Here is a 20722-nt window from a genome sequence, read left to right on the forward strand (position 1 = left end):
CAACACGGCATCGACCGCGTCCGCGCAACCGAGCACCTGCCCTACTCATTCCTTCAACACACCGGACTGTCACTCTAAAACACGAAGCTCAGTAGTGAACAGCCGACCGTACTCGTCCTCAGCCGCTCCGGTCAGGCTGCGCACGTCCTGGTCGGCGGCAATATGCAGGTAGGCCACGCCGGCCAGGGCGCTCGTCGAGCGCAACGCCAACTGCGTGCACAACGGCGCCCTGACGTTCCTCTTCGACGCCACATCGATCTCCGAAGTCCGCTACCAGATCACCACGGAGACCTGCGAGTACTTCCAGTTCGACATGTGGGGACAGGTTCCGGCCGACTACCGGCCCGGCCCCGTCGACGGCGCCGAGAATCTGCGCGATGCGTACGCCTTCGAAGTGGGTGGCCGGCTCCCGACCAAGCCCATCTCGGCGCTGGCGACCGACTACCCGGGAAGTGGGGTGGATGTCTCGAAGTTCGGCGCCGGCATCACGCCGTCCGCGCTGAGCACCTTCGGCTTCTACTCCGGCGGAGCGCACTACGTGGGCAACTGCCGGACCCGGCAAGGGGAGTACCCGTACTGCGGCCAGATGCTGTTGCCTTCGTACTCGACCGCGAAGTCGGCGTTCGCGGGAACAGCCATGCTGCGTCTGGCGGAGCGCTACGGCCCTGCCGTGGCCCAGGAGATGCTCTCCGACCGAATCCCCGAGACCGCCGGCAACACCGCCTGGAGCGGCGTCACCCTCGACCACACTCTCGACATGGCCACCGAGAACTACACTTCGCCCGGCTACGAGACCGACGAATCGGGCCCCATCATGGCGGACTTCTTCGCAGCCGAGCCCTACGCCGACAAGATGCGACTCGCCCTGTCCTTCCCGCGTAAGGCCAGCCCCGGCAGCCAGTGGGTCTACCACACCTCGGACACCTTCCTCGCCACCCGCGCGATGAACAACTACCTGCAGGACAAGGCCGGTTCGGACGCCGACATCTTCGACATGCTCCGTGACGACGTGCTCGAACCCGTCGGCGTCGGGCCCGACTCGCTCGTCTCCTCCCGCACCGACAACAGCCCCGGCGGAGCACCCTTCGGCGGGTACGGCATGTTCTGGACGCAGGACTCCGTCGCCCGGTTCGCCAAGTTCCTCAACAACGACCACGGCGCCGTCAACGGAACGCAGATACTCGACCCGGCACTGCTCGCGGCCACCATGCAACGCGACCCGGAGGCCCGGGGCATGACCACCACCGGTGCCAAGCCCATGAAGTACCAGAACGGCTTCTGGGGCCAGGAGTTCACCCCCGCCGACAACCCCGCCTACACCAGCCCCTTCTACGTACCGTTCATGTCGGGGTACGGCGGCATCACGGTCGCGATGATGCCGAACGGCGCCACCTACTACTACTTTAGCGACAACAACGAGTTCAGTTGGAACGCCGCCGTCGCCGAGGCCAACAAGCTAGCGCCCATGCTCGGCGCGGCAGTTACTGCGAGGTAGCCCCCAGGCGGCACGCGTGCACGCTGTCCCGCCCGGCGGGGAACTCGTCATTCCTCCGATCGCTGAGACCACGTCGGCTTAATTCCGGGTGTGCTGATCGTGGGCGCTTGCGTCCAGTGATCGTCTTGGGTGGACGATGATCCAGTGCGGCCGTCGGGATGATCGGGACTCAGTCCCTCGCACCGACACCACGCACGCCCACCGAGATTCGCTGGTATCTGGTCCCGAGCAGGGTGGGATACTTCCCCTGCCAGGACGGATCCGTTGGCGTGGTGTTGGCGACGGAGGGAGGCACCGGTGGTGGTACCAGTGGACGACATGATCCCGTTCAATGGCGCGCGGCGGTGGCTGCAACCGGAATCCGGGCGCGGGAGCGGCAGCGATGCGGCGTTCTTCGAGGCGCGGCCGGATCTGGTGCTCGTGGCGAAGCGTGCGGTACGCGCGTTGGGCGGCGGGTTCGTGCGCTACCTCGACATCGCCGGTAGCGGGGTGCGTCGCGTCACAGTCGACGTGCCGGACACGCAGCGGCGGGTCGCGCGGCTCGATATCGTCGACGTCGAGGCCCCTTACGGGCTGACCGTGCGCGAGCTGCAGGTCGCCACATGCGCTGCCAGCGGGCTGGGAAACCAGGAGATCGCCGAGGCGCTCGGCTGCACACGCCGCACGGTGGCCACACACCTTGAGCACGTGTTCGCCAAGACCGGCGCCACCTCCCGTGCGCTTGTGGCGACGCTGATCGCTGCGGAGGACGCCTACGTGGCGCCCTTGCCGAGCCCCGATCTGGTGCTTCCTGGACCGCTGCTCGCGGTGCTGCGTGGTCCCGTGACGGCACCGCGGGTGGCAGTGCGTGCTCCGCGGCCCCGGCCGGCGCTGCTCGGCGCGGTGTACCCGGCGAACCCGTCGGCTGGCGGAGACGTCGTGGCGATGCGCCGCGGTGCGAAACTCGCGGTGCAGGAGCTCAACGCGCGCGGTGGCATCGCGGGCCGCCGTGTCGAGCACGTGACCGTTGCCGCGACATCGGAAGGGCTGTTGGACGCGGTCACGGCGCTCACCGCGCGCGGCGTGGACGCCATCATGCTCGGGAACTTCCCGCTGCCGTTCGCGCGCCCCGCGATCGCGGCCTCGGCAGCTGCTGGAGCGCCGGTGCTGCACAGCATGACCGGGGCGGCCCTCTCCGAAGACGTGCATGCGGACCCCGATGGTCTCGGTGCCGTGTTCCAGGTCTGCTCGACCGAATCCGCCTACGTGCCGGGTTTGTTGCGGACGGTCCGGTACCTGGAGGACAGCGGCTCGTTCCGGCCGAGGCGCCGGAGGCTGGCCGTGCTCCAGCGGGAGAGCACGTTCGATCCGGGTGTCTGCGAACGAGTGCAGCGCCAAGCCGCGGAGGCCGGCTGGAACCTCGTGTTCCTCGAATCGGTTCAGGACCGCACCGCGAGCTTCACCGGCCTCATCCGGCGGCTGGAACAGGCCGAGCCGGATGCGGTGTCCTTGTCGATCTTTCCCGAGCCGACACTGCGCGCATTTCTCTCCACCGCCGGGGCGCTGCGCGAGCACGCGCTGGTGCACGCGGCGTGGTCGCCGGTGGCCCCGGGTTTCACCAAGCGGTTCGGTGAACTCAGCGAGGGCTTGGTGTGGTCCACGTTGATCGGCAACGTGAACAGTCCCGTGTGCGACCGTTTCGAGCGGCGGTTCCGCGCGGCGTTCGGCGCTGATCCGGGACTCGCGGCCGCGGCGGTGCACTACGACATGGTCAACGTCCTGGCCCAGGCGTGGAGCCGGGTCAGCAGGCCGTGGGACTTCGCGGCCGTGCGGGAACAGCTGAGGTCGACGGCATCGTTCGGCGTGACCGGAGCGCACGAGTTCGTGGGGCGCGGTCAACACGGGCTCAGCTACCCCGACGACACCGACGACCCCACGCGCGGCCATCCGCACTTGGCGTACCGCATCTCGGGCGGCACCAACCGGAGGCTGGTGCCGCCCGTGCTCAGCTGAGCCACGTCGGGGCGGTCGCCGAGCCGATGCCATCGCCGCCATCGACGGGCACGGTGCGCCCGTTGACCCAGGAGGCGTCGTCGCTGAGCAGCCATGCGATCACGGCGGCGATGTCGTCAGGACGGCCGATCCGGCCCTGGACGCTGGCCGTTCGGACTTCCTCCACGTACGACCGGGGCACGGGGTTGATGGCCGACGCCACGTCCACGAACCCGGGAGCCACGGCGCAGCACCGGATCCCGTCGCGGCCGTGCTCGAGTGCGAAGCCGCGTACCAACGCATCGAGCGCCGCCTTGGACGCCGCGTAGACCGCGGTGCCGGGCCGTGCGCGGGCGGCGGCGCCGCTGCTGACGAATACCAGCGTTCCCGGCCGGCCTTCGGCCAGGCAGTCGCGGACGAACTGCGCCCCGGCGCTCAGCGCCGAGCGCGTGTTCACGGCCATGACTCGGTCGAACAGATCCTCGTCGCTCGCCGTCACCGGCGCTGCGGGGAAGACGCCCGCCGCGTGGACGAGCGCGTCGAAACCGCCGTGCTCGGCCCACAGCCGCGCCACGTGCGTCGCGACCACGTCCCGCTCGGCGAGGTCGAGTTCGGGCAGGTCCGCGCCCGTGACCGAGCAGCCGGCCGCCTCCAGCCGACTCGTCACGGCACGGCCGATGCCTCCCTGCGCTCCGATCACCAGGACCGACCGCTTCGCTGCCACGTTCACCCTCCCAGCAGAGCGGGGCGGACCCGCCGGGCGACGTCGACGCACGACTCGAAGGCGACGCCGAGCTCGTGGCAGCCGGTGATGAACTGCTCGAGCGCGACCATGCGCGCGCCCCGGCCGATGACTTGCGGGTGAAGTGTCACGGTCGTGACGCCGTCCGCGATGGTGTTCGCCATGTAGCGGACGTCGCCGAGGAAACGGGCGAACATGGCCTCCGCGTCCTGGAGCCCCGGCATCACGAACTGCGACGTGCGCACGAATTCCAGGTGCGGGTAGTCGTCCAGCGTCCAGGAGACGGGCAGTTCGACCACCGGTGCGGTGCCGCCGAAGCGGAACGGCCCATCGACCTCGCACCGGTCACCGGACCGCGCGAGGTAGGGCTCGAAGTCGGTGCCCATCAACGACGAGTCGTATTCGACGCCGAGCTCGGTGAGGATCGCGACCGTGTTGTCGGTGAAATCGAAGCTCGGGGTGCGGTGCCCCGCGGGCGGGTGCCCGGTCAGCTTTTCGATCAGCTCGGCCGATCGCCGGTTCACGGCCATCTCCGCATCTCTGTCCAAAGTGGTCACCGGCTCGTGTGCGTAGCCGTGCAGTGCGATCTCGTGACCCGCCTCGGCGATGGCCGCGCACTGCGCCGGGTAGGTCTCCAGCGTGTGCCCTGGGATGAAGAACGTGGCCGGGACCTCGGTGCGGTGCAGCAGTGCGAGGATGCGGTCGATCGCGTACGCGCCGAACTCGCCTCGGGAGATCGGGCCAGGCGTGGTTTGACCGCGCGCAATCCAGAGCGAGATGGCGTCGAAATCGAAGGTCAGGCAGACGGTTCCACGGATCATGCGGACACCTCCTCGGGTGTGGACTGCGTGCCGGGCAGGAACTCCAACGGCGCGACGCGCGGGTCGTCGAAGAGGGTGTCCAGCTCCCAACGCGCGTAGCCGTGGCTGCTCGGGGGACCGGGCGCGATCCACAGCACCCGGTCGGTCAGGTCCATGACCACGGAATAGACGGTGGCGGTTCGTTCGGCGGCGGGGACTTCGGGATCGGGGTGGCGGCAGATGCCGTCCGGATAGGACCACTCGTCGCGCAGCGTCGCCACGACGTCCGCCACCCGCACCCGGCGTTCCTCGAGCGCGGGTTCGAGCAGGTGCCTGGCCCGTACCGGCCGCAGCAGCGTGAGTGCGCTCGTCGCGGCTTTCCGGTCGTGCAGCGGCAGTGGCGCCTGGAAGTGGTTGGAGTGGGTGAGCAGGCCGCCTTCGGGAACAAGGGTGCCGAAGACTCCGGGCGCGAGCTCGAAGTCGATGGATTCGCCGCCCGCGTCGGCGAGCAGCACGTTGCCGGAGGAGATCCGCTCGACGGGCAGCAGCTTCTTGTGCGCGCTGGACATCGTCTTCGCCTGCAGCGCGCCGCGCAGCAGGTAGTGGTACGGCACGCCGGCACCGCCGCGGTCCAGGTCGGACACCAGCAGGTTGGCGCACACCCCGAGCCCCGCGGAGTTGAGGCCGCTCTTGGCGAGCATGCCCGCCTCGGTCAGCGACAGCACGCTGAACCCGGTCTCGTCGCGGGTGGCCAGCAGGAACGTCACGGCAGCCTGTTCGGGATGCCAATCCCAGTTCTGGGCGAGCAGGGTGTGGCCGTTCTCCGTGTAGCGGGGCAGGACTGACAGCGACGTGCACCCTTCGTCGCGGTAGCCGGTGCCGTACAGCATTTCCGTGCGGGCGTTGAGCGCGGCGAGCCGGTGCGCGGGGTGTCCGGAACCCGCGGCCATGCCGTCGAGCATCGCGGCGATCTCGGGGGAGTAGGAGGCGGCGACGTCGAGGTACGCCCGTCCCCAGCGGTCGATGTCCGCGTCGCTGAGTCCGGCGTCGTCGTGGAACCGGCCTGTGTAGGTGTCCAGGCTGCGCGCGATGAGATCCGCCGTGCGCGCGCCGAGGTCCTCGCCCATCTGCCGGTAGCTGCCCTGCACGACGATCAGTCGTGGATTGCTGTCTTCGCTCATCGTCGATCTCACTTCAGTTCTGTTCGGTAGGTTTCCGGCATCAAGCACACCGTGACGAAGGTGATGACTGCCGCAGCCGTCGGGAGTGCGGCGACGACCAGTGCGTTGCCCGTGACGTCGATCAGTGCGGTGGCGATGAATCCCGCCGTGCCGCCGAAGGCCATGACGGAGAAGTTGTAGCCGATGCCCAGTGCCGAGTACCGGACGTTGGTGGGGAACAGTTCGGCCAGCGCGGCGGGGCCGGGACCGGAGAAGGCGGCGAGGACGAGCGCGATCAGCACCTGGCCGAAGTACACGCCCGCGACGCTTCCGGTCTGGAACAGCCACATGACCGGAAAGCTGAGGAGCACGAACCCGCCGGAACCGATGAGCAGCAGCGGTTTTCGCCCGATCCGGTCGGAGAGGACGCCGAAGCCGAAGATCGCGACCGTCAGCACGACGAGTCCCACGATGTTCGACGCCTCGACCGTGCTCGAATCCAGGCCGACCTGCTTGTGCAGATGGGTCGGCAGGTAGGTGAGGAAGAAGAAGTAGGCCACCGTCCAGCTCACGGTGAAGAAGAAGCCGCGTGCCATCGCGGTCTTCTGGGTGCGGAAGGCCAGTCGCAGCGGGCTGTCGCTCGTGGTGCCCGCCGCCTCCTGCGCCTGGTAGGCGGGCGTGTCCTCGAGGCCGAACCGCAGCAGCAGCGCGACGATCGCGGTCACGGCGCCGATCAGGAACGGCACCCGCCAGCCGAAATCGAGCATGCCCTGCTCGCTCCAGAACAGCGAGTTCAGGGCGACCACGGCCGCGGCGACCAGGAAGCCGGCCGCGGTGCTGACCTGGTTGAGGCTGCCGTAGCGGCCCCGCGACCGCGGGCCGGCGTACTCCACGAGCATTGCGGCGGATCCCGCCCACTCGCCGGCCACGGCGAATCCCTGGAACAGCCGCAACACCACCAGCAGCACGGGCGCGGCGAGCCCGATCGTCTGGTAGCCCGGCAGCAGTCCGATGAGGACGGTCGCCGCGCCCATGAGGATCACGCTCGCGAGCAGCGCGGGCCGCCGGCCCAGTTTGTCGCCGATGTGGCCGAAGAAGACGGTTCCGAGCGGCCGGGCGAGGAAGCCGACTGCGAAGACCGCGAATGTGGACAGCAGGGCCGAAGTGGAGCCGCCCACGAAGAAGTGGGCGCTGAGGTACACGGTCGAGTAGGCGTAGACGAGATTGTCGTACTGCTCGAGCAGGTTTCCAACGCTGCCGGAGATGACCGCGCGGAGCTTGAGCCCGGGCCGGGTGCCGGTCGCCGCGGGTCTGGTGTGTTGTGCCGTCATGGGCTTCGCTCCTCGGGAGGGGCCGGTCGGGGTCAGGAAGCCGCCAGGTAGCCGCCGTCGACGGGCAGCAGGACACCGGTGACGAACGAGGACTCGAGGCCGGCGAGGAACGCGAGCGCGTTCGCCAGCTCGTCCGCCTCGCCGGGGCGCGACATCGGTGCGCCGGAGATCCGCGCGTCCAGCGCCGCCGGCGGGAGGTGGTCGAGCAGGGGAGTGCGGAACACCCCGGGCAGCACCGCGTTCACGCGGATCCCGCGCGGCGCGAGCTCCACCGCGGCGATCTTGGTCAGCTGGTGCACCGCGGCCTTGCTCATCTGGTAGGCCACCGACGAGGGAACGGTGTCCGCGCCGGCGGGTGGGGTGGTGACCCCGTAGATCGAGCCGACGTTGATCACCACGCCACGCGTGCGCGCGAGGTCGTCGGCGAAGGTTCTGATGCCCCGCCAGGGGCCGAAGGCGTTCACGGCGAGCACGCGGCTGAAGTCCTCGTCGGTGGTGGTGAGCAGGTCCGTCCGAGCGCTGATGCCGGCGTTGTTCACCAGCAGATCCACCGGCCCGAACCGCTCGTGCACCAGGTCCCGCAGCCGGTCCCACGAGCCGGGATCCGCCACGTCAAGGTGCGGCCGGTCGTCGGTCTCGGCGTCGTGGTCGATGTCGGCGCGCACCACGGTCGCGCCGAGCCCCGCCAGCCGGTCCGCGAACACGGCACCGATGCCCCCGGCGGCACCGGTCACCACTGCGATCTTGCCGTTCACTGCCACTCCTCGTTCGTCCTGGTCGGCGACGGTGTCGAGGACAGTAGGGACGGCTCGCACGCCAGACATCGGTCGTTCGACCGATGCGGACTCGCGATGTCTTACGGCGACAGCCCCAGGTACCGCTGCGTGTGCTGGTCGCAGTAGGCGCGCAGGCCGTCGACCAAAGCGTGGATTGCGGAGCGCGCGTAGTGCGCTGCGTCCCAGCCCGCGTACAGGGGAACGATCAACGGGCCATCGGGAGCTTCCACGATCAGCTCCCGCAGGTCGAAGCGGGCCTTGTCGGTAACCAGGCACACCCCTCGGCCCGCTGCGGCGAGTGCTTGGGCGAAGGCTGAGGAGCCGGTCTCGGCGACACCGGCGGGGGTAAGGCCCGCGCGATTGACGGCATCGTCGACGACCAGCCGGGCCGCGTTGGCGCGAGTCATCAGGATCAGTGGCTCGGTGACCAGTTCAGAGAGGCTGATCTTGGTGCGCCCGGCCCAGCGGTGATCGGCGGGAACCTGCGCCATCACCGGAGTGCGGCCGAGGAACGCCGATTCCAGCGGGGCGGGGGGCCGGGTTGGTGGAGATGCCGATGTCGGCGTCGCTGAGCAGCAGCGGTCGCGCCAGCGGCTCGATCTGGCCCGTGGTCGTGTTCTACACGGCCCTGCTGCTGATCACCACGGTCTGTGTCGCCGCGCTCGCCCGGTTCACCGCGCTGCGCACAGCTCAGGTGCGGCACGCTGCGGCGTCCGTCTGAGGCCTCCCAAACAAGAAGGAGTTGAGGAATTTGCGCCTCGATGCGGTTTTCCACAATGGACGGTTCACTACCCTCGACCCGGACCGCCCCACCGCTCGCGCAGTCGGTGCGCTGGCCGGCCGGATTGTCGCACTCGACGAGGAGTTGGAGGGCAGCGCCGCGGACGTCGTCGTCGACCTCGGCGGCGCGCACGCCGTGCCGGGCTTCAACGACGTGCATCACCACTTGAGCCTGGTTGGTAAAGGCCTGCGCGAACTGGACGTGTCCTACGCCTCGGCGCCCAGCCTTGACGCGCTGTACAAGGCCGTGGCCGAGCGGGCCGCGGCGCTGCCTGCCGGCGCGTGGGTACTGGGGGCGGGTTACGACCAGAACAAGACCGGCGCCCATCCGACGGCTGAGGAACTGGACCGGGCCGCTCAGGGCCGGCCGGTCTGGCTGGTGCACACCTCGCACCACATGGCCGTCGCCAGCACGGAAGCGTTCGCACGAGCTGGGTTCACCGATCTCACCGCACTGCCCGAGGTGCCCGGCGGCCACGTCGTGCGCGACGAGGACGGGCGGGCCGAGGGACTGCTCCAGGAGACGGCGATGCAACTGGTCGAGCGGGTGTTCCGGCCGGAGCCGAGCGAGCAGTGGGCCGCCAACATCGCCGCCGGTTCGGAGGCCGCCCTCGCGGTCGGCTTGACCAGTGCGACCGAACCAGGCATCGGCGTCGTCGACGGCATCGGCAACGGACCGGCCGATCTGGACGCCTACATGCGGGCGCGCGAACGAAGCGCTCTCGGCGTCCGGATGACGGTCATGCCCTACATCACCGCACTGCACGATTGCGGCGCCTTGGAACCAGGCGTCACCTGGTACGGCCTCGACCTCGGCTTGCGCACCGGCTTCGGCGACGAGTGGCTGCGCATCGGACCGGCGAAGATCCTCTCGGACGGTTCGCTGATCGGTCGTTCCGCCGCGATGTGCTGCGACTACCACGATTCGCCAGGGAACAGCGGGCTGCTCCGGTACGAGGCCGAGCAGATCCGTCGGTACATCGTCGAGGCACACCGCTGCGGCTGGCAGGTCGCCACGCACGCCATCGGGGACGCTGCCCTGGACGTCGTCCTCGACTCGTACGAGGAGGCGCAGTGGTTGCACCCGCGTACGGATGTGCGCCACCGCATCGAACACGCGGCGGTGGCGAGCGACGCGCAGGTCGCCCGGATCGCGGCGCTCGGCCTGATTCCGGTACCACAGGGCCGGTTCCTGTCGGAGATCGGTGAGAGTCTACTCGCGGCCCTCGGCCCGGTCCGGGGCAAGCTGGCCTACCGAATGCGGTCGTTCCTGGACGCTGGCGTGGAGCTGCCGGGCTCTACGGACGCTCCCGTGGTCGCTTCGGCTCCGCTGCTGAGCATCCACGACATGGTCAACCGGCGGACTGCCTCTGGTGCCCCGATCGCCCCGCATGAGGCTGTGACGGTGCAGGAGGCGTTGCGCGCGTACACGATCGGCTCGGCCCACGCCGTCCACGAGGAACATATCAAGGGAGCCCTCTCCCGGGGCATGCTCGCCGACTTCGTGGTCCTCAGCGACGACCTGTTGTGTGTGGAACCTGAACGCATTGGAGAACTGACCGTGGGAGCAACCGTCGTCGGTGGCCATGTAGCCCATGACGTCGGGGCGCTGAAGGTCTCCTGAGCACGTGAAGTCCACTTCTACGGGCAAGGTGCGCCATTACACCACAAACGCGGTCGGGAGCCAGAAACGGCCCGCCACCGGAGGAATTTCCGTTCCGGTGCTGCAGGGCACGCTGTATCAAAGGTAGCCTATGTCGAGGGTATCAAATTCGCCCGAGCCGGGTACGTCAGGCAGAATCGACGCCGCGACTTCACGCAGGACTCGGATGGAATCAGAAGACGGGCATCCCAGGCCCTCCTCCTGTTCGGGACCAGGACGTGTAATGATCGTGAACCCGCCGGCGGATGACCGATTCGATCGCAGGTGGCACACATGCGGGGATCGTAACGGTGCATCGGGGGTGGTCAGTGGCCTTGGTCTACCGAGATCCTGTGTTCGCGTTCCGCGGTGAGCGGCTAGTTGGATTCGAAACCCTGGCTGTGGCCCGGATCGGCTCACGCCATGCGGTCGTCGGCGATCTGCAACGCTGCCCAGAGGTTCAAGCGAGCGGTCGGGTCGTCGAGATTCGTGTCGAGCGCCGTCTCGATTTCACGGATCCGGGTGCGAACGGTGTTGCGATGCATCCCGACCTCGTCAGCGACGGCGTGCACCTTCCCGTGGTGACGGACGAACGAGATGGCGATCCGCGTCAGTTCGGTGCGGCCGGTCGGGGTGTCGTCCAGGCGTCCGAGGAGCTCCTCCGCGAAGTGTTCCCTCGTCTCCGGGGCCACCAGCGAGATCAAGCCCGACTCGGTGAGGTCTTCCCAGCTGACAATGGGGCGTCCCTCCGTCGCCCGCTTCACAGCGGCATCGGCCGTGCGAAAGCTGCGGGCTGACTCCTCGGGGGGCACGGCGCTGCCGATGCCGATGGTGAGGGCCTCGCTCCAGAGCGATTTGGTCCAGGTAACGGCCGTCATAGAGGTGCACAGCACGTGGAGTTCGTCATTCTCCGGTGCCAAAGCCGCGACCGACCGGTACCGGGCCGGCGCTGTTTCGGCCCGGCTGAGGGCTCGGCGCAGTTCTTCGCGAGGCCCCCGGAGCCGAATGACCTTGACCGACTTGGGGAGACCCTTGCCCGTTCCTTCCGGATCGGCGGCCGCGAGCACCACCTCGGCGGTCCGTGCTTCGCCTTGCCACATCGGCGTGCGTGAGTCCGGTAGCGATCCCGAGCGCTGCAACACGGGCCTCGCGGAGGTGCTCGGCGTAGCGGTACCACCGCCGGTACACCAGCGAGATGGTGCCGGCCCTGGGGCCCAACCAGGACATCCCAGCACCGGATATCGGCACGGACGACAAGACGATGGCGTGGCTGATGGATACCTACTCGGTGAACAAGGGCTACACCGTGCTCGGCGTCGCCACCGGCAAGCCGCTCAGTCTTGGTGGTTCCCGCGGACGCGCGAGCGCGACCTCGCAGGGAGTCGTCCACGTCGTGCTTGAGCCCTACGGTCGCGTGAACTGGATCCGGCCACCTCATCGGCGGCCGTGCAGGGCTTCGGCAAGGTCGGCCGTGGCGCGGCGCGTCTGCTCGCCGAGGCCGGTGTACGGGTTGTCGCCGTCAGCGACCAGTACGGGGCCGTACATCACCCGCGCGGCCTTGACATCGCGGACCTCGCCAAGTACGTCGACCGCACGGGCACTGTGGTCGGGTTCGCCGGCGCGGACAAGACATCGAACGAAGATCTCCTGGAACTGGACGTTGACGTCCTGGTGCCCGCCGCGGTCGAGTCGGTGATCACGACGCGCAACGCGCACCGGGTCAGCGCCCGAATCGTCGTGGAGGGAGCCAATGGCCCCACCACTCCCGAAGCCGACGAGGTGTTGCTCGACAAGGGTGTGCTGGTCGTTCCGGACATCCTCGCCAACGCCGGCGGCGTGATCGTGTCTTACTTCGAATGGGTGCAGGCCAACCAGTCCTACTGGTGGAGCGAGGACGAGGTCAGGACTCGGCTCGCGAACCGGATGAGTGCAGCGTGGCAGAACGTGCGCGAATTCGCTGCCGAACGCCACGTTTCCCTGCGCAAGGCCGCCACCGCGCTCGCGGTTGAACGCGTGGCTCTGGCCCACCAGCTGCGCGGGCTCTACCCGTGACGAACTCGCCGCAGTCACCAGCCCTACCCGACAGGAGTTGACCTTCGTGCCGACAAGCTCGCCACCCCGCTCGTTACTGGCGGTTCCAGCCGACAATCCGGGTTGTTGAGCTCCGCCTTGCGCAGGATCGCCGACGCGGTGATGCCTGACCTGGAGGATGCCGTCGCGCCAGAAGCGAAGGAACAAGCGCGGTCGGAGATCGTGCGCTTCCTGACCGATCCGACCACAGTGGACTCTTGGGCGAGGCAGGGGACAGCGACCAGCTAAGGCCTGCTGGGTATGGCCGTCGCAGGGGGCGCCGGACGAATGCTCACGGTGGTCCGCGGTTCGCCCTTTTTACGGACGGATATCGACCAAGGAGTTCCACGCTAGGGTCTGGTGCGCCTCTCACTGCACAGGCCCATGGGGCAGTCCTGAATCATGGCGTCGTAGGGTTCGTCCGCGTTGCAGGCATCCGGTGAGCCTGATGTGCCGGGGGCTGGTGTCAGGGTTTTTGATGCGGTCAAGGATCTGCTCGGCTACGGCGTGGCCGATGTCCGCGATGGGCTGGCGCCACGTTGTCAGGCCAAGTACCGGGCTAGCCAGTTGGCCGATGCCGTCGTAACCGGTGAGGGAAATGTCGTCGGGGACGCGGTGACCGAAGGCGTCGAGTTGTTCCCACGTGGTGATCAGTGTCGGGTCGTTCGGGCACATGACGGCCGTAGCAGTCTTGAGCGCCCGGCGCAGGTGTTCGGGGTCGGCGGCGTCGCGGTCGGCGGCGAGGGGGACCGGGAGGACGTTGACACCGAGGGCGGTGAGTTCCTTGCGGATGCGCTGGGAGCGCGCGCTGAGCGTCGCCGATCGGGAGCGGGCGACGCTGAGGACGGCAACGTCCCGATGGCCGTGGTGAGCGACGCATTCGGCCAGGGCGGCGGTTCCGGTTCCGTCGTCGGCGACTGTGTCGATTCCAGGTAGCCGGTTGGTCCGCCCGGCGAGCACGACCGGCACGATCTTCGCGGCGCCGGTAATGGTGTGTGTCGGTACGCGGCCGGAAGCGATGATGATGCCCTCAGGTCGCAGGCCCATCATTTGTTCGATAGTGTGCGTTTCGGTTGGGGTGTCGGACGAGGCGGCGAAGACGGCGAGTTGAAAGCCGTTGGACTCGATCGTGTGCTGGATCGTGGCGATGAGTTCACCGTAGAAGGACAGGCGGACGGTGCGGACGAAGATGCCCACGGTCCGGGTGCTGGTGGACTTGAGGGCGTGCGCCCGGTAGTCCTTGACGTAACCGAGCTCCGCGGCAGCCGCTTCGACTCGAGCGCGGACCTGCTCGGCGACGTCGCCTTGCCCGAGCAGGGCGCGGCTTGCTGCGGACTTCGATACGCCGGCATGGGCGGCGACATCGAGGATTGACACACGCGGTGTCCGGGTCATGGCGTCCTCTCAGTTAGTTGCGCCAGGCGTAATCGACGGCGATACCGAGGTGATCGCTGGCCCAGGAGTCTCCGTCGATCGGTTCGCCGAAGACCCACGCAGCACCGGCGATCAGCGATGGCGAATGGAACTGGAAATCCAGGGTGTAGTCCAGATCGCGGCTGATGCCGGGGTAGGCGCGGACGGCGGCCTCGCGATGGGCACTGCTGTCGATGACCAGCGGATTACGTTCCAGGATGGTGGCTCCGCTGCCGATCCTGGGGGCAGCAGTCCATGCGTCGGCCAGTCCCCAGCTTTTCACGCGGCGGTACTCAATGCCGCAGGGTACGAAGTTGAGGTCGCCGCCGAACACTTCACCCTCGATCGTAAGCTGACGTCGGGCGTTTTTGAGTTGGCCGAGTTGGTGAAGGCGCGCCAGGACGCTGGTCCGGATCGACTCATCGGCGATCGACTCGACAGCAGCGGCATCGGATGCCGCGGCGCGGTAGTCCGGGTCGAAGCCCAAGCGCCCCGCCGACGGCGTGTTGCGCAGATGGGCCGAGGTCGTGCGCAGGCGCCGATCACCGAAAGAAAGGTCGACCGTGGCCACCATCGCCCGGCCGGCGACCCCGTCAAGTCCCTTCGGCGGCTGGTGCGGTTGCAAATCGGGCCGGGTGAGGACCGCAGTTGCGACCTCCGCCGAGTCGACGTGGTCGAGCGCGGCCAGCACGAGACCGAGTTCGTCGGCGAGTGTTCGGGCGTGGCCTTCGGCGGTTTCCTGGAGCAGGATTACGTCCGGGTCGACCGCGCGCAGCTGTGCGGCGGCGAGACCGATGCGGTGCATTCGGTCGCGCGAGAGGGTGTTCCAGGTTGCCACGCGAATTGCTTCCATCGTTCCTCGATTCGTCAATGGGACTCGGCCGGATCGGTCTCGATCCGGATGTACGCGCGGTCGTCCGGTGCGGCTGTGTTTCGGGTGAGGGCTTTGCCCATGGTCCAAAGCGGTCCGATGCACGCCGGGTCGTCGGCGATGGCTCGGTGGAGTTGCCGTTCGGCGTCGGCGAGGGTCCGTTCGGGGCCTAGGTAGCCGTCGCTGGCAAGTACGACTCGTCCATTCGACGGCACTGAGTAGGTCTCGATCAACTCGTCGGGGATCGGGGTCCCGTTGAGCACGCCGTAACCGAATGCGCCCGGGTGGTTTGCCAGCGTGGGCTGCGCGGCCAGAAGTGGTGCGGCTGCAGCCAGTCCGGGGTCGTCGTGGATGATGTCGCTCAGCGGTGTACCGACGGCCAGTGCCGCGGCGTTGATGGCCGCCCGGAACCCGGCCATGGCTGCGTCGATCCGTTTGCTGCCCGGCAGGTGTCGGTCGTCGATGGCGACGTGCACGTCACCCACGCGCCACACTTCACCGCGATCCGGCGCGTAGATCGCCGCGACGCTCCCGAAGGGACCGGCGTGCGCAACTCCGATCTGGGCCAGCTGCCGGGTGATCAGGTCGACCGCGGTTCTGGCATCAACGTCTGGATCAACCGCTAGCAGCGCGCGGGCCGCGGCCCGCGCGAAGGCCTGGCCGCTGGGGAGTTCGCCGTCGCGGCGCAACGGGCTGGAGATACCGTCGAAGATCCCGACGTGGTGCGCAGTCACTAGCAGGACGTCTTCGCACGGGGCGTACGCGCTTTTTCCGGCAATGAACGCCTCCGCGATCCCGCACGGCGGGCTGCCATCCGCTACCACAGCGTCGGCGTCGGTGCCCGGGGCGAACCAGGGGTGGTTGTGCGTGATCAGAGCGCAGCACCCCCCGACACGCTCACACCGTGCCGCGCAGCCCGGTCCGCCATCCGGTCGGCGAGCAGGACGACGATAAGGGTGATCGCGGTGTTGGCCACGATGTATGCCGGAATGACGCCGGCCAAGCCCGGGTCCGGGTTGTTGACCAGGGCTCCCAATGCAACGCCGAACGGTTGGTTGTTGACGTTGTGCACCATCACCGACACCGTGTACTCGTCAAAGGTCTGGTTGAAGCTCAGCGCGGCGACCTGGATCAGCACCGGAGTCAGCAGCGGAAATGTGACCAGCAGGAACCGCCGGATCCGGCGTGCTCCCAGAGACCTCGCCGCTTCGTCGATGGCCGGATCCAGTCCGGCATAGGCCGCCCGAAGGAACCGAGACGCCAGCGGCAGCAGCAGGACGACGTAGGCCAGCGGCAAGATCCAGAAGCCGCCGACCAGCACCGCTCCTCCGACCAGGATTGACGTGTCACCGAATGCCAGCAGCAATCCGAGCGCAATCAAGACACCGGGCAGGAAATGCGGCAGGAACAGGGATATCTGCAGCGCGTCGGTGGCACGGTTGCGGTACCGGTGTGCGAGGTGGGCGACAAGCGTCCCGATGAGCAGGGCGATCGGGATGGCGATCAAGCACAGCTGCAGTGACGTCACCAGCGGCTGGCTCACGTCGCCCGTGGTGAGCACGCGGATGTAGTTCTCGAGCGTCAGCGGGCCGACAAGCTCGCCGTTGCGGACCACCTCGGCTGGCAACAACGACAGCATCCCGGTGACCAGCAAGGGAGCTAGATTGACGACCGCCAGGATGTACCCGATGGCGTGCGCCGTGACTCGGATGAAGGGGTTGTGCAGCCGCACCCGTTGGAACGGCTGCGGCATCTTGCTCATGGAGGCGGGATGGGCGTGTCTCTCCAAGCGCAAGGCCCACAGCATGACAGCCACAGTGACCGCGCCGAGCGCAAAGCCCAGCAGAGCTGCCATGTCCGATCGTCCCAGGCCCGTCAGTGTCGAAATCAGCGGGCCGACCATGGTGAAGCCGCCTCCGCCGAGGATGTGCGGTGCGGCGAACGATCCCAGCGACATGATCAGCACCAGCAGTGTGCAGGCGCCGATCGTCGGCCGCAGCACCGGCACCACGACCCGGAGAATCGCCCGGACCGGATTCATCCCCAGCGACCGCGCCGCCTCGACCATCGAGAAGTCCACCCGCTGGATCGCCGGCCGCAGGAACAGGAAGTGGAAACCGGTCAAGGTGAACGTGTGCACCACGATGACGGCGGCCATACCGGAGAACCAGTCAGCAGGCACCGCCGGCACGACCGACCGGATGGCTTTGGTCAGGACGCCATTCGCGCCGTACACGGTTTCGTAACCGGTCACCGCAGATACGGACCCGAAAACGAGTGGCACGGCGTAGGCGAGGAGCAGCACCCGCCGGCCGGCGAGGTCGACTGCCTCCAGGAGGAACGTCTGCGCGATCCCGACGACGTTGGTGGTGACCACCGAGATCACGGTGACGATCAGGGTGTCCCGCATTGCATGCTGGACCCGCGCAGAACTCATCAGATCAGCCACCACCGACCCGACGTCGCCGTCCTTCGGGAACAGCAGTTCCCGAAGGATGCTGTAGTACGGGACGTACAGGAACGTCACCACGAACCAGGCGACGAGAAGCAGACCTGCCAGCAGCACCACCCGCCCTCCCCACCGCGTACTCGTTGGCGAGATCAATTGGCCCCTCCTGCGCTCAACCACATCGCGTTGGAGCCATCGAATCCGCAGCTGACCGTCTCTCCTGGCCGCCATCGCCCGTCAGCATGCGAGCCGACCAGCGAGGTGATCCGGGCACCGCCGACGTCGACCGCGTACTCGGTCAGCAGACCGAGGAACGTGACATCGGTGACGACTCCCGGGCTCGCGTGCTCGGTGACCGGGTGCTCGGTCAGCCGGATGCATTCCGGGCGCACGTGCACCTGTCGATCTCCAGCGTCCGGCCGACGCAGCCCGAACCGCAACGCGGTGTCCGTGTCCAGCACATTCGCCGAACCGACGAATTGGCACACGTAGGAGTTCGCGGGGTTGTGGTACAGGTCGCGAGGTCGATCCAGTTGATCGATCCGGCCCTCACGCAGCACCCCCACCCTGTCGGACAGCGCGAGCGCCTCCTGCTGATCGTGGGTGACGTACATCGTGGTGATGTTCAAGTCCTCGTGCAGTCGCTGTATGTCTGCCCGTAATCGCACCCGTAGTGTGGCGTCGAGGTTCGACAGGGGTTCGTCCATCAGTAGTACGGACGGACGGGTCACCAATACGCGTGCGATGGCCGTCCGCTGCTGTTGTCCGCCGGACAACTGCGCGGGCCTCGAGGAGGCATGCGCCGACAATCCGGTCATCGCGAGTGCTTCTTCGACCCGCTCGGCGGTCTCTGACTTGTTCACCCCACGGCTGCGCAACCCGAAGGCCACGTTCTTCCAGACCGTCATGTGCGGAAATAGCGCGTAGTTCTGGAACACAAACCCGATACCGCGATGTTCTGGATCGAGGCGCGTCACGTCCCGCCCGTCGATCACGATGCGCCCCTGGGACGCCGCCACGAACCCGGCGACCGCGCGCAACAGCGTCGACTTGCCGCACCCAGACGGTCCCAACAGTGTGAGGAACTCCCCGGGCTTCATCGTCAGGTCGACGTCGCGAATCACCTTGTGGGTGCCATAGCGGATGGTCAGCCCTTCGATCGAAATCATCTCGGCAACCTCACCCCTGGAGTTCCAGCTGGATCTTCTCCAGCCAGGCTGGCAACTTCCGGGCCACCACGGACCAATCGATGTCCTGCTTGCCTACCTGGGCGAGCGCCGCCGCCTCCGGCAACTGCCGGACCGCGTCGGAGTTCAACGGGGTGTCGTTGTTGGTCGTCTTGACGAAGCCCACCTGGAAACTCGCCGAACCGAACCAGCCGATGAACTTCTGGGCGTCGACCTGCCGCTTGGTGTCTTTGACCGTCCCGATGCCGGTCGACACAAACGGCGTGCCGCCCGGCGTGTTGACCACTTGCATGGTCAGCTTGTTGTCGGCGGCACCGGTCTGCACACCGCCTAGCCAGTTCACCACGATCGGTGTCTGGCCACTGGAAACCATGCCCCAGTCGAATTTCTTGCCCTCCGGCAACGGCAACGCGTTGCTGAGCACCTTCGACACAAGGTCCCACCCTTGCGGCGAGACCTCGCCTGTCTTGTGGTCGGCGTAGCGCCACAACAAGCCCACCACCACAGCCTGACCGGTCTGCCCGGTCAACCCCGGGAGGACGAACTTGTTCTTGTACTGCGGTTTGGCCAGATCCTCCCAGCTCATCGGTGCCTCGGCGGCACCCATCTGCGCGGTGTTGTAGGCGAGCACGATCGGCGTCTGTGTGAGCAGGGAAAATTCGTGGGTGTTGCCGCGGAAGTTTGCCGGGATTTGATTCGCCCACGCAGGCGCGTACGGTTCCAGCACCCCCTCGGCGGCCACCTGGTGCAGTTGCGCCTCACCCAAACCCAGCACGACGTCGGCCTGCGGGTTGTTCTTCTCCGACACCAGACGGGTCTGTAATGCGCCGCCACCGCCGGTCACCAGCTTGACGTCCATTCCGAGCTCACTCTTGGCGTGCTCGGTGATGTATGCGCCTCGTTCACCATCGCCCTGCGGCGTGTACACCACCAGCGGGCCACCGGAGACCGAGCTTGTCCCGCCGCCGGGGGCACATCCGGTCAGCGCCGCGACTCCCACGCTAAGAACTCCGAGCAAGGTGATGAGCTTCGAGCTTTTCATGGAGACCTCTTCGAGTCAGTAGCCGTAGCCAGCGTGCGGCCTGGTGAGAACTCTTGTGCCCGTCCTTGACATTTGCGGAAACATCGAAGGTCTGGGACGCAAACCGGCCGGGAACGTTCCCTGCTGAATCCGGGAACGTTCCCGGAAGCCTGCTGCACGGGTTGCTGTCATCGAAGAACAGTGCGCACGCGCGGGACTCGGGATCCTCGTCACCACCACGGCCCGGTGGGGGCCGCTCGACGACCTGCCGGTGATCTTCATCGATGCTGACTTCGCCGACATCGACCCTGGCGAGCTCGAATCGGTCTGGTCTCGATCGTTCGACATCGACACCGGCGTGGGCGTGGCCATTGATCACCTGGCCGAACTCGGCCATCGCCACATCGCCCTTGGCTCCCTCACATCACATACCACCGAATCCAAGACACGCTGTTGGCCGCCGAGTGCCACGGGATTCGCGGTGAAGTCGTCGTCGCCACCGCCCCACCGTCGCCGCCACCTACGAGGTCGTCAGCCCACTCCTCGCGCGTCCTACCGGCTCGCGCGTCCTACCGGCTCGCGTCCGACCGCCATTCTCCTCGGCAGTGACTACACCGCACTCGCCGGATACATGGCGAGATGCTGCCCGCGGCAAGGTTGTCGCGACGCGTTAGCCGGGCCCAATGGCGGTGGCATCGACCTCGGCTTCCCAGCAACAGCTGGTTCGCACGAAATGCCGTGCCGCTGCGTCGAAAGCGATGCAGGGGCACGGCATCTCTGTCGAACGACGAGAAGGTGGCTGGGCGATAATCCAACCCGCCAAAGTCGAGCGTCCGAACAGGGGATCAGCGTTTCGGCGGGACGGTGGTTCCACGCACGACGAGTTTTGGTTCGAGCACCACTTCGTCGCCGGGCACGGCTCTAAAGCCTGTCCCGTAATCGCGGGTCTGGGCGGTAGTGGATCATGTACTGGTGCAGGTGATCGGGGTTGAGCAGCCGGGGTGGATACCGACG

Annotated in this window: 20 protein-coding genes and 2 pseudogenes; 7 read left to right on the forward strand and 15 right to left on the reverse strand. The window is 67.5% G+C overall.

Annotation, left to right across the window (positions count from 1 at the left end):
• Nucleotides 1–69: 69 nt before the first annotated feature.
• On the reverse strand, nucleotides 70–222 hold the full coding sequence (locus AB0I53_RS45710) for a hypothetical protein (RefSeq protein WP_358616439.1): 153 nt from the start codon (nucleotides 220–222) through the stop codon (nucleotides 70–72).
• Here AB0I53_RS45710 and AB0I53_RS45715 point away from each other — a divergent pair.
• Both AB0I53_RS45715 and AB0I53_RS45720 read left to right on the forward strand, forming a co-directional pair.
• Nucleotides 215–1495 carry a hypothetical protein gene (locus tag AB0I53_RS45715; protein ID WP_358616441.1) on the forward strand — a complete coding sequence of 427 codons (1281 nt, stop codon included), beginning with the start codon at nucleotides 215–217 and terminating at the stop codon, nucleotides 1493–1495. The two genes, AB0I53_RS45710 and AB0I53_RS45715, sit on opposite strands and share 8 nt — an antisense overlap.
• A 297-nt stretch (nucleotides 1496–1792) precedes the next feature.
• Nucleotides 1793–3487 carry an ABC transporter substrate-binding protein gene (locus AB0I53_RS45720; RefSeq protein WP_358616443.1) on the forward strand — a complete coding sequence of 565 codons (1695 nt, stop codon included), beginning with the start codon at nucleotides 1793–1795 and terminating at the stop codon, nucleotides 3485–3487.
• On the opposite strand, the gene AB0I53_RS45725 is transcribed toward AB0I53_RS45720, so the two are convergent.
• From AB0I53_RS45725 to AB0I53_RS45750, 6 genes and pseudogenes are all read right to left on the reverse strand, one after another.
• Nucleotides 3480–4190 (reverse strand): SDR family oxidoreductase, encoded by a 711-nt coding sequence (locus AB0I53_RS45725; protein WP_358616445.1) that lies wholly within the window; start codon nucleotides 4188–4190, stop codon nucleotides 3480–3482. The genes AB0I53_RS45720 and AB0I53_RS45725 overlap by 8 nt on opposite strands.
• A 2-nt stretch (nucleotides 4191–4192) precedes the next feature.
• Nucleotides 4193–5029 carry a polysaccharide deacetylase gene (locus AB0I53_RS45730; RefSeq protein WP_358616447.1) on the reverse strand — a complete coding sequence of 279 codons (837 nt, stop codon included), beginning with the start codon at nucleotides 5027–5029 and terminating at the stop codon, nucleotides 4193–4195.
• Nucleotides 5026–6189: a C45 family peptidase gene (locus AB0I53_RS45735; RefSeq protein WP_358616449.1), complete on the reverse strand. Its 1164-nt coding sequence runs from the start codon at nucleotides 6187–6189 to the stop codon at nucleotides 5026–5028. The genes AB0I53_RS45730 and AB0I53_RS45735 overlap by 4 nt, the downstream gene beginning before the upstream one ends.
• Nucleotides 6190–6197: 8 nt before the next feature.
• Nucleotides 6198–7499: an MFS transporter gene (locus AB0I53_RS45740; protein ID WP_358616452.1), complete on the reverse strand. Its 1302-nt coding sequence runs from the start codon at nucleotides 7497–7499 to the stop codon at nucleotides 6198–6200.
• Nucleotides 7500–7531: 32 nt separating this feature from the next.
• Nucleotides 7532–8254, reverse strand: a complete 723-nt coding sequence (locus AB0I53_RS45745; protein ID WP_358616454.1) for an SDR family oxidoreductase — start codon at nucleotides 8252–8254, stop codon at nucleotides 7532–7534.
• Nucleotides 8255–8355: 101 nt separating this feature from the next.
• Nucleotides 8356–8808: pseudogene (locus tag AB0I53_RS45750) on the reverse strand (LysR family transcriptional regulator substrate-binding protein); the annotation flags it as partial.
• A 23-nt stretch (nucleotides 8809–8831) separates the two neighbouring features.
• Between AB0I53_RS45750 and AB0I53_RS45755 the strand changes: the two are divergent.
• Both AB0I53_RS45755 and AB0I53_RS45760 read left to right on the forward strand, forming a co-directional pair.
• On the forward strand, nucleotides 8832–8996 hold the full coding sequence (locus AB0I53_RS45755; protein WP_358616456.1) for a hypothetical protein: 165 nt from the start codon (nucleotides 8832–8834) through the stop codon (nucleotides 8994–8996).
• 30 nt (nucleotides 8997–9026) lie between these two features.
• Nucleotides 9027–10679 carry an amidohydrolase gene (locus AB0I53_RS45760; protein ID WP_358616458.1) on the forward strand — a complete coding sequence of 551 codons (1653 nt, stop codon included), beginning with the start codon at nucleotides 9027–9029 and terminating at the stop codon, nucleotides 10677–10679.
• Between the two features lie 434 nt (nucleotides 10680–11113).
• Here the strand turns inward: AB0I53_RS45760 and AB0I53_RS45765 are convergent, their stop codons facing one another.
• Nucleotides 11114–11797: a helix-turn-helix domain-containing protein gene (locus tag AB0I53_RS45765; RefSeq protein WP_358616461.1), complete on the reverse strand. Its 684-nt coding sequence runs from the start codon at nucleotides 11795–11797 to the stop codon at nucleotides 11114–11116.
• An 80-nt stretch (nucleotides 11798–11877) separates the two neighbouring features.
• Between AB0I53_RS45765 and AB0I53_RS45770 the strand changes: the two are divergent.
• The 3 genes and pseudogenes from AB0I53_RS45770 to AB0I53_RS45780 all read left to right on the forward strand — a co-directional run.
• A pseudogene (locus tag AB0I53_RS45770) lies at nucleotides 11878–11973 on the forward strand (Glu/Leu/Phe/Val dehydrogenase dimerization domain-containing protein); the annotation flags it as partial.
• 143 nt (nucleotides 11974–12116) lie between these two features.
• On the forward strand, nucleotides 12117–12749 hold the full coding sequence (locus AB0I53_RS45775; protein WP_358616484.1) for a glutamate dehydrogenase: 633 nt from the start codon (nucleotides 12117–12119) through the stop codon (nucleotides 12747–12749).
• 105 nt (nucleotides 12750–12854) lie between these two features.
• A complete protein-coding gene (locus tag AB0I53_RS45780) occupies nucleotides 12855–13016 on the forward strand; it encodes an aldolase/citrate lyase family protein (RefSeq protein WP_358616463.1) in 162 nt (53 codons plus the stop codon).
• A gap of 120 nt (nucleotides 13017–13136) precedes the next feature.
• Here AB0I53_RS45780 and AB0I53_RS45785 read toward each other — a convergent pair whose 3' ends face one another.
• From AB0I53_RS45785 to AB0I53_RS45815, 7 genes are all read right to left on the reverse strand, one after another.
• Complete coding sequence (locus AB0I53_RS45785) at nucleotides 13137–14162, reverse strand: LacI family DNA-binding transcriptional regulator (RefSeq protein ID WP_358616465.1); 1026 nt, start codon at nucleotides 14160–14162, stop codon at nucleotides 13137–13139.
• Nucleotides 14163–14175: 13 nt separating this feature from the next.
• Nucleotides 14176–15033 (reverse strand): endonuclease/exonuclease/phosphatase family protein, encoded by an 858-nt coding sequence (locus AB0I53_RS45790; protein ID WP_358616467.1) that lies wholly within the window; start codon nucleotides 15031–15033, stop codon nucleotides 14176–14178.
• A 14-nt stretch (nucleotides 15034–15047) separates the two neighbouring features.
• The gene (locus AB0I53_RS45795) at nucleotides 15048–15785 is read right to left on the reverse strand and encodes a hypothetical protein (RefSeq protein WP_358616470.1); all 738 of its coding nucleotides are present in this window, start codon (nucleotides 15783–15785) and stop codon (nucleotides 15048–15050) included.
• Nucleotides 15786–15922: 137 nt separating this feature from the next.
• Nucleotides 15923–17620 (reverse strand): iron ABC transporter permease, encoded by a 1698-nt coding sequence (locus AB0I53_RS45800; RefSeq protein ID WP_358616473.1) that lies wholly within the window; start codon nucleotides 17618–17620, stop codon nucleotides 15923–15925.
• Between the two features lie 32 nt (nucleotides 17621–17652).
• Nucleotides 17653–18669, reverse strand: a complete 1017-nt coding sequence (locus AB0I53_RS45805) for an ABC transporter ATP-binding protein (RefSeq protein WP_358616475.1) — start codon at nucleotides 18667–18669, stop codon at nucleotides 17653–17655.
• A gap of 10 nt (nucleotides 18670–18679) precedes the next feature.
• Nucleotides 18680–19729 (reverse strand): extracellular solute-binding protein, encoded by a 1050-nt coding sequence (locus AB0I53_RS45810; protein ID WP_358616478.1) that lies wholly within the window; start codon nucleotides 19727–19729, stop codon nucleotides 18680–18682.
• Entirely contained in the window at nucleotides 19689–20105 is a 417-nt protein-coding gene (locus AB0I53_RS45815) for a hypothetical protein (RefSeq protein WP_358616481.1), read from the reverse strand. The genes AB0I53_RS45810 and AB0I53_RS45815 overlap by 41 nt, the downstream gene beginning before the upstream one ends.
• Nucleotides 20106–20722: the final 617 nt, after the last annotated feature.

It is taken from the genome of Saccharopolyspora sp. NPDC050389 (assembly GCF_040655595.1).
Lineage (GTDB): Bacteria > Actinomycetota > Actinomycetes > Mycobacteriales > Pseudonocardiaceae > Saccharopolyspora.